An 11,821-nucleotide genomic window follows, 5' to 3' on the forward strand; every position below is an offset into this window, starting at 1 on the left:
CTCAGGCCGAACGGCGGGCAGCGTCGCCGAAGAAATCCGGGCAGGCAGCCGACAGCCGGACATAGGCCTGCAGGCAATAATCCAGCCAACCGCGGATATAGTCACATGCCGGGCGGCCACGATGAATGACCTCGTGATGGCAACCGCCACCGCACATGTACCGTGCCCAACAGGTGTTGCACGGCGATTGGTTGTGCACGTGGCGCTCGGCCAGCCAGGCTTCTCGCCGCGCATCCGGGCCGTCATGGACGTTGCCCATCGCGGCCACGTCATCCTCGACGAAGCGGTGGCAGGCAAACAGATCGCCATCCGCTGAAACCCCGAAATATCCGCCACCGGCTCCGCAAGCGTAGGGCCGGTGCGTGCCACGGTGGATCTCGTGCATTGCGGCGGCCATGTTCGAGAAGGGGAAGCGGCGGCCCTGCAGCACTGCGTCTTCGAAAACGCGTCCGCAGCGGATCATCTGCGAAAGCAATTCGGCCATGTCCTTGCTGCTCATTTCTTCGCGCCCGGTTGGCGAAGCCAGCATGGGTGAGAACCCGACCGAGTGGAAACCCAAGCCTATGAAATGGCTCAGGGTCTCAGGCAACTCGAGGTTGCGCGGTGTCACGGTGACCCGAGCGCCCACCTGCATGCGGTGCTGTTTGTCCAGCAACGGCTGCACCTTGCGCAGAATGGTGTCGTAACTGCCGCGCCCACCCTGGTTGGGGCGCAGCCGGTCATGTGCCTTGCCAACGCCATCCAGACTGATGGTAACGGCAAAGGCGTGGTCTTCGAAAAACTCAGCGTCTTCCGGGCGCAGCAACGTGCCGTTCGTCGTGATCGAAAAGCCCACATCAACTTTGTTGCGTTGCGCTTGTTCAGCAGCATAAACCGTTGCGTCACGGATCAGGCCGCGATTGATCAACGGCTCGCCTCCCAGAAAGGCCAGATTGATCCGGGTGCCGGGTTCCGCGTCCATGATCAGCCGATCGACCGAGGCCTTCGCAACCTCCCATTCCATACTGCGGGCAGGACCACCAAAGCTGCCCTGCGAGGCATAGCAATAGGTGCATGCCAAGTTGCATTTCTGTGCGACCGCCAGAGACAACGACCTGACCGGCATGCGGCGCGGCGGCGCGTCGTCAATGAACGGCACACCATCAAGACCCATCTGCGACAGAAACTCTCGCTGTCTTTCGGCGGTCATACGGGCGAAGTGATCCGCCGTTCCGTCGGGCACGTCGAACACGCGCGAGCCATCTACGGCCAGCATGTGCTCGCCCAAGGTCGTTTCGAAAAAATGCACCTCGGCAGATGGGTCGGTCATGTCTCGACCTCGGGCCAGAACGGGATACCGATACCCTTTTCCGCCAAGGCTTCACCGGCGACCCGAAAACTTTTCATCGTGTCGCGCACCTGCTGGATACACTCCTGCGCTTCGGCAAATCGGTTCTGAGCCTCGTTTTGATATGCCTGTTCCAACCCATCGGTGATGCGGCGGAACAGATCCAATGCCTCTTGCGCCTGCGTTGCCGAGCCCACTTGAATCGGACGCAGATAGGCAGGTGTGCCACGGCCCGTTTGGTATTTGGCCAGCACGTCCTTCATCTGGCGGAACCGCAGAAAATGCTCGTCGCCGTCGGTGTCGATCCGCACGGCCAAAGCATACAGGCGCCGATCGGTGAACGCCTTGTGTTCCAGTGTCGCCACGCACTGGGCATAAGCGCGGTCGATGAACCCGTCGGGGCGTTCGATCTCGATGAAGTCGTCGATGGCCTCGGGCGTCAAGGGGCGCAACGACCGTGGGATGATCCGCTTGGGTCCGATGGACAGGGCAAGCGCGGGCGTCAGCACCGGTTCGTAATCCTTGCCCTGCAACGACCACAGCAACTGGTTTGCCCAGCGCATATGGGTCATCTCGCCGATCGCAACTTCAAGCAGGGCGCGGCGCGCAAAGATCAAATCATCCTTCAGCGTTGGCCAGCGATCGGAATCGACGGTTTCGGGATCGGCCAGCGAAAAATAGGCGTAGAGGTATTGCAGGCTGAGCGTCATCTCCATCGGGGCCAGACGGGTCTGCAAGTCCTGAACCATCGCAGCAACGCTTTCATACGGTTCTACACCGGGCAGGTCCGTGTCGGCCTCATAGACTTCGCCGGTCTCGCGTCCCTCGACGACGATCGGCAGGTCGCTCCACATCTGGTTGACCTCGTAGTGGTCGATCTGGAACGGGCGGTTCTGTTCGACGGTATTCAACGCCGCCACATTGCCCGAGGGCGATTTGTCCGAACGCAGCCAGTCCAGATAGGTTTCGGCCACGACCGGATCGTCAGGCGCACCAGTCGGCAGGCGGGTGTCATGCGGTACTTCGGCAGTGACCACATCCGGGTGGTTGGATGGCCAGTAGTGGCAGCCGCAATCCCGAAAGTCATGCGACCAGGGATTGCACAGGCTTTGGGTCAGCTCTCCGGGGTCGTAGGCCGTATCGAACACGCCGGCTTCGGTGCGGTACTGCCGGCGGTATCCGTGCAGGACGACCGGCGGTGCGTCGACGACACCGTCGTGATTGCGCCGCTCCAGTGCGATGGTCACCGGATGGTCGTCGCCGCATTCAAGGCTGCGGATGAACCGCCAGACCAGCAAGCCGTCGTAGGGTTTGCCCTTGTCATCACGGAACGAGATACGTCGACCGCCTTGTTCGACCCAGGCCAGAAACCACCGGCCGCTGGACAGCTCGGCGCCGATGTCACCACGATAGGCGTCCAGCAAGTCCTGCACCCAAGGTGCCGAACTGTCATCGGGCAACATCGGGTCATAGAAATAGTCGACATAGACCAGATGAAACCCTTGCGTGTTTTCGGGTGCTTCCGGAACCGGGTTCAGTGGGACACGTACGGCATTGAAAACCAATCCCGGAAAGAACCGGCGATCAAGGTCGCGTACGTCCATTTCCAGCCCCGGGAAACAGTTTCCGACCGACCCGTCCAGCCGGGTGTTGTCAGGGTTGCCGGGCACCTTGTAGGCCGCACGGGCGGTCAGGTTGCGGGGTTTGATGCGGATCGGCGCTGGTTTGTCAGACATCCCGAGGCTCTCCTACCGGTTCGGTTCCGGGCGCGGGCGGGTGCGCTTCGAGGTAATCGATGAAAGACATCACCAGATGGTACTGCCGCCGTGAAAGCGAGAGCGGAAAATAGTTTGAATCCCGCATGTAGGGCGGCATGCGGGCGTCGTGCATCATGTCGCGCACGATCCGCGGGTCGCGGAAGGCGGGATCGGGTGTCTGGTCAGGGTTCGGATCCTCTTCGAACTGGGCCAGAATGCCAAAGGGCGGGCGCATCAATCGCCGCACGAAATCAGGCCTGCGGCGCAGAAAGTCCAAAAGGTTTTCCTCATCGATCAACTGCTCGTGCACAAACTTGGTGGCGACCGTATAGGGCAGCTGTTCATTCGGGACCGAGTTCGAGAAAACCGACACCGGCTGTGGGCGGATCAACTCGTCGATCTTGTCGGGAGGCACCGCGTCCTTTTCCGTCATCGATGCCGCATCGGTGGACGGCAGGCCCGGTGTGGGTGCGATATTGGTCTGAGCCTGAAGAGAGGCGTTGTCTTTGAGGCCTTGTGCCCGGATGTCATCCAGATTGATCAGGCTGTTGGTCTCGAACGCCTTTCGGAAGATGTCGACCACTTCGGTTTTTGCATCAATGTAGTTTTCTGCGGTGACCGAGATCAACGACATGTCGCGATCCGCCAGATCGTCTTCGAGGCTGTAGAAAGGCCGGCAATCCGGTGCAAAATCCGGCGGTCCGGTGAAGATGCGCGCCCGGGCGACCAGACGCTGACCGCGAACGGCCAGCGCGGCCTCGATCGTTCCATCACACGTGTCGTCAACCACCCCCCAGGACTGATCGTTGCCGACCCTGGCACCATCATAACTGTCATGCGGTTCGGGATCGTCAGACAACCCCGACATCATGATCCATTTTGACCAGGGCGTGTCCGGGTTCAGGATGCGGTTCTGCGCCGGCACGATCTCATGAATCCGGCCATATTCCGATTTGGGCGGGTCATTCTTGTATCCCGGCACAGCAAGGGTTGCTGGACCGAAGGCGGCATCGGGCGGGCCGTATACCTCGCCCTTGGGCGGAGTGAACCGCAAACGCAGAAGACTGCGGTCCACCGTCTCGCCGGGCACCGGCTCGTCCGTCCCTTGGACCGGGCGGACAACCCGCACCGAGCCCAGCGGGATCGGGTTGTGTTCATAGACCAGCGGCTGCTGTTCCGACGTGTGCGGGCTGAAGGCCAGCAAGGGTTTGGGAGAAAAGTCCTCGGCCGCGATCTCGACCCGGGCGCGAAACCCGCAGGCTGCATCTCCGGTGCGGCGGGCGGCTTTCTGATTGCCTACAGCGACAGTGTAGCGGATGTTCTTCAGCGACAGCCCCTGCCCTTCAAGAAGGTTCAGAGTGACAGGAGTTTCATAGGCCTCGCCAGTTTCAGCATCGAACATGCGCGCCCACAACTCAAAGAACGGCGCGACCGGGCGCAGGGCGCCGGTGCCTTCATCCCGAAATCGGATCTTCCGCGGGTCCGGCAGGTAGGCCGAGACACTCCCATCCTCGTTTTCCCGTAAAGTCACGTTCGAGCGTATGACCGTCTTGTTGTTGCCATGCGCGTCCAGATCCTGCTGCCATTCGTAGCTTTCCAGCGGGGTCTCCCCCGGACCAAGCCTGGCAACGGCCATCGGCGGCAGAAAGAAGATTTCCTGTATCGTATCCATGCCGGGCCCTCTCCAGTTTGGCCATGCCGGTCCGCAACCCGTTTTCAGGGGTACGAATAGCCTTGATAGGTAATCGTCGGGTCCGAGAAGAACGGAGTCGACTTGTCCCGAATGATGTCCGGCGGCGCGTCGTCCGGAACCGGAGAAATACTCTGCTGGTAGTGAAAGAAGTTCTGGGGGTCGAATTTCTGCTTCACGAACAGAAGTGAGTTGAAGTTGTCGCCCCAATAGAGCCAACGATAGTTCAACTGAGTGCGCCGCGGATAATTTTGATAACAGCGGTCGATGAAGAACCCCTCGTCCGACATCATCTGCATGAACCCATCCAGCCATGGGACCACGGCGTCTTTCTCATCCTCGGACAACCAGAACACGTCAACGTAGAAATTCATCGACACGTCGCGGTGAATGAAGGCGTTTCCCTGTTTGCCAACCGGCATTCGGTTGATCGCCCCGCCATACGGCTCGATCGCCACCGCCCCGTAGGCGTTCGGCGTGCTGTCCAGATAATCGACGACCCTTTGCCATTCATCTTGCGACAATTGGCGGGCGATATACCCGCCCTGTTTGTCTTCGCGGGCTTGATCCGGGACCACCGGGATGTCGTATTTCTCGTCATACAGCCAGGAATTGATCTGCTGGTAGGTTCCTGTCTTGCTGTTTTCCATGTGGCCGCCGATGGGTTCGTCCAGCAGCGGCTGGATGACCCGGCGCCCTTCGTCTTCGGGGCCGTGATATAGGGCCGAGACCAAGAGAACCTTCTGGTCTCCTTGATAAGCCAGAAAGATGTAGGCTCCAAATTTGTCCGAGAGACCGTCCTTCATGTAGTTGGCCTGCAGAAACTCCAAAGCCTTGGCAGCCCTGTCCAGCGGCCATTTGATATGAACGCCCCAAACTTCGTACAGGTTGTGCAGCTTGAACCGGATTTCCAGAAGCACCCCGAAATTGTTGCCGGTGCCTCCCCGGATCGCCCAGAAAAGATCGGGGTTGGTCGTGTCATCCGCGATCACGATACTGCCATCCCACAGCATAACCGTCACGCCCAGGACATTGTCGCAGGCCATTCCGAACAGGCGCGACGTGAACCCGTATCCTCCGCCCATCATGAATCCGGCCACGCAGACATCCTGACACGCGCCACCCGGCACATGCAGGTGATAGGAATCCAGCACCGAGTTCAGGACCTTGAACGGGGTACCGGGGCCGACATAGGCCATCGGGGTATCTGGATCGACCGTCACGAAACACATCCTGCTGGTATCCAGCACCATCGCATTGTTGACCGAGTACCCCGCCGTACTGTGCCGGCCCGATCGGCTGACCACCCACAGATCATGGGCCCGCGCGAAGGCCAGACTGGCCCGCACGTCCTGAATGGTTTCGCAATAGACAATGATTTCCGGGTAGTCCTGAAAGGCCGGGTTCCAAAGTTGGCGATCCGTGTTGTAGTTCGGGTCCGTCGGCAAAACGACCGATCCAACCAGGCCTTTTTCAAACTCCCGTATCTGCTCGGGCGTAATCGGATGATAGCGCTGCAGCGACAGGTCCGTTCGGCTGGAAGCGACGCGATCCTTGGCCAGAATGGTCTTGCTTATCTTGCGCATGATGGGCGCTCCCTTGGCATAACATGCAGAACGCGCAGGGAAAAAACACTGCGCGCACGTTTTACGGTCTTTCCATCAACCCATTTCTGCCCGTCCCAAGCTGGCAGAAAGCTTCCGTACCGGTCAAGAGATCGTTTCAAGCAATGCCCGGGCTTCGAGCAATTCCGGGATGTCGGCCTTTGGGTCGAAACGTTCCAGGGCATCCGACAGCCATGGCCCCGGCCGGCCCCCGGTTTTGGAAACGTGGCGCGTCAGCGCCACGGCTGCGCGCAGTTCGAACAGGCTGGCCCCGCATTTGCGCGCCTCGGACACCGCCTGTTTGAGCATCGGTTCGGGATCTTTCCGCTCATGATCGTCAAGCAAAGAGCGGGCCCTGAAAACCTCGGCATCGGCCCATCCTTCGTCGGTGTCTTTGCGCCAAAGTTCGGCCTGCGTCAGCGCCTGCTTGGCGGCCTTGAGCCCCCCGGCACGCACCAGAAGTTCCGCGATCAGCGATAGAAAGAAGCTTTTGTAGTTTCCGGCGCCACTAGACCACCAGTCATCCGACGCCTGCCGCAGGGCCGCGATGTGCTCGGCGTCCGGGGTCCGGTGCGCCCGCGCCCAACCGAGCCACATGCGGGCGGTGATCGACATGAAGGCCAACCTGTGCTCGCGAGAAATCTCCTCCAGCGGTGCGACGGTCGCGATCAGTGCGTCGATATCACGGTGCAACAGATGCACCATGCACGTATAGGTCAAGACTTGGGCTACGCTGTGCGCGTGTTGCAATTCATTGGCCCAGTCCAAAGCTTGCGCCTGAACCTTTCGCGCACGGGCCGGCTCACCCATCAGGCTGTAACAGACCCCCAGGAAGCCAGCTGTGATGGCCGCATGGTCGGTGCCATAGACATAAGCCAGCTTCCCATGTGTTTTGAAATCGTAAAGGGTCCAGGCCTGCTCAAGGTGCGCTCTGGCATCGGTCAGATTGCCGATGTGCAGTTGTACGGCCCCCATGGCGCGGTGCCCTACCATCCGGTGCTCGGTCCGGCCGCTGACTTCAGCCAGGTCCAGGATCTGGTCCGCCACCTCACCGGCCAGGCGGTACTCGGCCCGCACAAGGTGAAACGCATAAAGCCCATTGAGAACCGGGAACAGGCGTTCCGTCTCGCGGGCCCGACGGCACAGCTCGCGCAGCCGGCCATAGGCCTCGCCTGTCGCTTCGCCTGCAATCCCGTCAGTCGAGCGCAAGACACCGGCCCGAAGCACTTGCAGGTCAATCTCGCGCAAGTCGCGGTCGCGGCTTTTCGGCAGGTCTGAGACAAGACCGAGCGCCTTGGACAAATGGGTCAGTGCTTCGGACAGGGCCGACCGCTCGATCGCTCTCTGACCGGCGTTTTGCCAATGAGTAACGGCCTCTTCGGGGCGATTTGCCAGCGTATAGTGCTGGGCCAGAACTTCGGGCTGGGTCTGTGCAAGATAGGGTTGCTGGTCCAGCAATACACCCGCAGCCTGGTCGTGCAGGACCTGCCGCTCGGATCGCAGAAGGCTGTCATAGGCCATGTCCCGGATCAGGGCATGGCGAAACAGGTATTCGTCCTCGGCCCCGTCCGGTGGCCGCTGGATGATGCCCGCCATGGCCAATTGTTCCAGGCTGGCCTGCATCGACGCCGCCGGCAGCATGGAGACCGCCGCGACCAGAGCCACCGAAAAGCGTCGGCCGAACACGGCGCCGGTCTGCGCCACGTCCTTTGCCATACCCAGGCGGTCGAGACGCTCCATCAGCGAATCCTTGAGCGTGCTGGGTACCGACAGCGACGGCAGCGGACCGCGCAGGACATATCCATCCTCGGTCAGCCGCAACTGGCCGGACTCCAGAAGGCCGCGCGTCACCTCCTGTACAAAGAGCGGGATCCCATCGGTCTTGGCGGCAATCAGGTCGCAGACCGGTCCCGGCAAAGGCTTGCCCCCCGCAACATCCGTGACGATTTCCGCCACCTCGGCATTCGACAATCGGGTCAATGGGATGTGCAATGTGTTATGGTGGTGCCCCCAACTGGGGTCGAATCCTTGCCGGGCCGTGACCACGATAAGAACCGGCAGGTCACGGATCCGCTCGATTACCCTATCCGTCAGCGAAAGCGTGGTCGGGTCCACCCAATGCGCGTCTTCGAACAGCAACAGAACGGGTTTGCTTCGGGCCATCGACACCAATTGCTGCGTTACGGCTTCCAGCGTCTTTTCCAACTTGACCTGCGGCGGCAGGTCCAAGGGCCCCAATGCATCATCGGCATCGATGCTCAACAGATCCGCAATAAGGCGCTGTTGTTCGGACGTCAGATACCGCAGCAGCGGCAGAAGCTTGTCCAGCTTTTGGGCGTCCGTATCCGCCGGCGCGAACCCGGCTGAACGTTCCAGTTGCTGCACGATCGGATACAGGGCACTGCTTGAGTGCAGCGGCGAACATTGGAAATTCAGACGCAGAATATCCTGCCCCTGCAACTCGTGCGCCAACCCTTCGATCAGCCGCGACTTTCCGATCCCCGCCTCACCTGAGATCAGAACGGATTGACCCGCCCCGTGACTGGCTTCGTTCCACTTGTCACACAGCTTGCGAAACTCGGAGCCGCGACCGATCAGTCGGCCGGAACCCGCTTCGGGATTGATCTCGAACCGCCGTTCGATCCGTGCGGTACCCTCCACGATCCAGGCCTGAATCTCGTCCGCAAACCCCTTCAGAACATGCCTGCCGGAATCCTTCAGCCGGAAAGCGCCACCGATCAGGCGGCGCGTCGAGGGGCTGATGATCAGCGAATTTGGTTCGGCCAGACCCTGCAGGCGGGCGGCCAGATTCGGCGTCCGCCCCATGACCACGTCGTTTTCCCGCAACCCGTCCCCATAGATGGTGCCGACCACCACAAGTCCCGTGGCGATTCCGATCCGCGCCTGCAGCTCTTCCTTTCGGTCGATCGCGGGCAGTTCGTCCAAAATCTGCAACCCGGCCTCGATCGCGCGCGAGGCCGCATCCTCCTGCGCGTGCGGATAGCCGAAATAGATCATCGCACCATCCCCCATGAAACAGGCGATGTGACCACCGAATTTCGAGACGGCGGTTGTGCAAGTCTCTTTGAATCGCCGCACCAGCTCGCCCAGATCTTCCGGATCCAGGCGCTCGGACATTGCCGTCGAGCCGACGAGATCAACGAACATGACCGTCAACTGCCGGCGCTCGGCCACGATTTTGCCCTGTCGGCGGGTGTGTACGGCGTCACCGGCCGTGTCCTGGGCAAAACGCGCGGTTGCGGCAAGCAGGCGACGCCGGGGACCCAGCGGTAGCCCGAGATCGATCAGATCATGCTCGGACAGATGAACGAGGTCGGACAAGGCCACTTCTGCCGCAGCGAAGGCGGGCGCGTATTTGGACAGCCCCAACTTCTCCAGAAAAGCGGCGATATCCGTCATTTCTCCCCCAACGGCCTGTCCAACGCCGGATTGTTTTGGCACGGTCCAACCCGCGCAGATCGCGCGTCGCAAACCGTGGCCCGTTCATTATCCAACTGACTGAACAGCCTTTTCGTTCTTTACCCGCACGTCAAGAGGTTTGGCGCACCAAACCGGCGCAGCACGGTTGACCGTGGAGGCAGCATTGCTGAATTGCTTGGAGAATGGCAGGGGCAGCAGGGTTCGAACCCGCGACCTACGGTTTTGGAGACCGTCGCTCTACCAACTGAGCTATACCCCTGTGGTGCGCCATCAGATATGCCAGCGGCGCGACGGACTCAAGAGGCTTTTTCAGTTTCTCGGACACATATGCAATCGACAAAGAAGTTGCGTGCGTCGTGCAGTTCTATAAGACAAGGTTCGGCCCACCGAGAGGAAATTACCCTTGAGCCTTCGCAAGAAGATTGCCGACAGCGAGACAACCCTGAACTGGGCCGCGCGCCGCATCGCCAGCTACATCAGGATGGTCCATCGCAACACCAAATGGCAGCGGGTCGGCTATGATGAGTTGGACAAGCTCGCGGAGCAGGGCGAGCCGGTCATCGTCGTGCTGTGGCACCAGCGGCTGGCCCAGTCGCCCTATTTCTTTCCGCTGGACAAGGGGCGCATCTGCTCGATCACATCGGCCGCGCGCGCCGGCAGCATGGTGGGCCGGGTGCAGAAGCTCTTCGGCATGGACACCATCGCCATGTCCAGCCACAAGCGTCACGTGGCCCTGTCGCGTGAAGTGTTGGGCAAGATGAAACAGGGGATCTCGATCGGCATAGCTGCCGACGGTCCGCGCGGCCCGGAACGGGTGTGCTCGACCGTCCCGCTGGTCTGGGCGCGCAGCTCGGGCAAACGCATTTTTGGCATCACCTATTCGGCCCGCCATGGCCGTGAGGCCGGCACCTGGGACCGGCTGCTGCTGCCGCGACCCTGGCGCAACGAAGGCGTCTTTCTGTGCCGCGAATGGACTGAGACCGTACCCCGCAAGGCCACGGACGAGCAGATCGAGCAACTGCGCCAAAGCCTCGAGAAGCACATGAATGATATCACCGCCGAGGCGGATCGTATGGTCGGTCGCACTCCTTGGGAACCAAAGCTCTGATCAGCCCGCCTGCTTTCCGCCAAAGTCACGGCGCAAGGCGCCGGTTTGCTTGCCCCCAAGCCTTCTGCGTTTCCGACAAAAATCGCTGACGGTGCAGTCGACTTCGTGATCATCATCGCTGAGAATGGCCTCGCGCATATCTTCCAGGTCCTTGTTGTGAAGGATTTGCGCCCCGTAGTTCAGAAACTCAAAGCCAAACATCGCGTCCTCCTGCTGTTCGGGCATTCTGCCGAGCGTGCATAGGTCGCTGTCGGCGTTGCTCATCACGTAGACATTCAGCATCTGGAGCAGATGGGCGGATGGCTAAGATTTCTCAAGCCTAGGGTCGGGGGCACCATCAAATCGAAAACACTGGCAGACTTGGAACCGTCTGATCGGCTTCCCAATAAGAAAAAGGGCGCCCCAAGGGACGCCCTTTCCATCAGTATGCGCTGATGCGCCTTACTCGATGATTTTGGACACGACGCCTGCGCCGACGGTGCGGCCGCCTTCGCGGATGGCGAAGCGCAGACCGTTTTCCATGGCGATCGGGGCGATCAGTTCGACGCCGAACGACACGTTGTCGCCGGGCATGACCATCTCGGTGCCTTCGGCCAGGGTCACGGTGCCGGTCACGTCAGTCGTACGGAAGTAGAACTGCGGACGGTAGTTCGCGAAGAACGGAGTGTGACGACCGCCTTCTTCCTTGGTCAGGATGTAGGCTTCGGCTTCGAACTTGGTGTGCGGAGTCACCGAGCCCGGCTTACACAGAACCTGGCCACGCTCAACGCCGTCACGATCCACACCACGCAGCAGGGCGCCGATGTTGTCGCCGGCTTCACCGCGGTCCAGCAGCTTGCGGAACATCTCGACACCGGTGCAGGTGGTCTTCTGCGTGTCGCGGATGCCGACGAT

General features: G+C 60.8%; 8 protein-coding genes and 1 tRNA gene. 1 reads left to right on the forward strand and 8 read right to left on the reverse strand.

Annotated elements, in window-relative coordinates:
• Position 1 precedes the first annotated feature (1 nt).
• The 6 genes from AC2FNZ_RS14985 to AC2FNZ_RS15010 form a co-directional block, all read right to left on the reverse strand.
• Complete coding sequence (locus tag AC2FNZ_RS14985; RefSeq protein WP_496841119.1) at positions 2–1,309, reverse strand: radical SAM protein; 1,308 nt, start codon at positions 1,307–1,309, stop codon at positions 2–4.
• Positions 1,306–3,063, reverse strand: a complete 1,758-nt coding sequence (locus AC2FNZ_RS14990; protein ID WP_496841120.1) for a ferritin-like domain-containing protein — start codon at positions 3,061–3,063, stop codon at positions 1,306–1,308. The genes AC2FNZ_RS14985 and AC2FNZ_RS14990 overlap by 4 nt, the downstream gene beginning before the upstream one ends.
• Entirely contained in the window at positions 3,056–4,756 is a 1,701-nt protein-coding gene (locus AC2FNZ_RS14995; RefSeq protein WP_496841121.1) for a hypothetical protein, read from the reverse strand. Before AC2FNZ_RS14995 ends, AC2FNZ_RS14990 begins: the two co-directional genes overlap by 8 nt.
• 44 nt (positions 4,757–4,800) lie before the next feature.
• Positions 4,801–6,360 carry an FAD-binding oxidoreductase gene (locus AC2FNZ_RS15000; RefSeq protein WP_496841122.1) on the reverse strand — a complete coding sequence of 520 codons (1,560 nt, stop codon included), beginning with the start codon at positions 6,358–6,360 and terminating at the stop codon, positions 4,801–4,803.
• A gap of 123 nt (positions 6,361–6,483) precedes the next feature.
• On the reverse strand, positions 6,484–9,798 hold the full coding sequence (locus tag AC2FNZ_RS15005; protein WP_496841123.1) for an adenylate/guanylate cyclase domain-containing protein: 3,315 nt from the start codon (positions 9,796–9,798) through the stop codon (positions 6,484–6,486).
• 204 nt (positions 9,799–10,002) lie between these two features.
• Positions 10,003–10,078: transfer RNA gene (locus AC2FNZ_RS15010), tRNA-Trp, on the reverse strand.
• A 144-nt stretch (positions 10,079–10,222) separates the two neighbouring features.
• Between AC2FNZ_RS15010 and AC2FNZ_RS15015 the strand changes: the two genes are divergently transcribed.
• On the forward strand, positions 10,223–10,927 hold the full coding sequence (locus tag AC2FNZ_RS15015; RefSeq protein ID WP_496841124.1) for a lysophospholipid acyltransferase family protein: 705 nt from the start codon (positions 10,223–10,225) through the stop codon (positions 10,925–10,927).
• Here AC2FNZ_RS15015 and AC2FNZ_RS15020 read toward each other — a convergent pair whose 3' ends face one another.
• Entirely contained in the window at positions 10,928–11,191 is a 264-nt protein-coding gene (locus AC2FNZ_RS15020) for a hypothetical protein (protein ID WP_496841125.1), read from the reverse strand. It lies immediately after the preceding gene.
• 177 nt (positions 11,192–11,368) lie between these two features.
• On the reverse strand, positions 11,369–11,821 hold a 453-nt coding region (locus tag AC2FNZ_RS15025), incomplete at its 5' end, for an EF-Tu C-terminal domain-related protein (RefSeq protein ID WP_496841126.1).

This window comes from Ruegeria sp. SAZA006 (assembly GCF_059613465.1).

Coding starts and splice junctions, on each gene's coding strand:
- AC2FNZ_RS14985 (WP_496841119.1), bottom strand. CDS start 1,309: ATGACCGACCCATCTGCCGAGGTGCATTTTTTCGAAACGACCTTGGGC.
- AC2FNZ_RS14990 (WP_496841120.1), bottom strand. CDS start 3,063: ATGTCTGACAAACCAGCGCCGATCCGCATCAAACCCCGCAACCTGACC.
- AC2FNZ_RS14995 (WP_496841121.1), bottom strand. CDS start 4,756: ATGGATACGATACAGGAAATCTTCTTTCTGCCGCCGATGGCCGTTGCC.
- AC2FNZ_RS15000 (WP_496841122.1), bottom strand. CDS start 6,360: ATGCGCAAGATAAGCAAGACCATTCTGGCCAAGGATCGCGTCGCTTCC.
- AC2FNZ_RS15005 (WP_496841123.1), bottom strand. CDS start 9,798: ATGACGGATATCGCCGCTTTTCTGGAGAAGTTGGGGCTGTCCAAATAC.
- AC2FNZ_RS15020 (WP_496841125.1), bottom strand. CDS start 11,191: ATGAGCAACGCCGACAGCGACCTATGCACGCTCGGCAGAATGCCCGAA.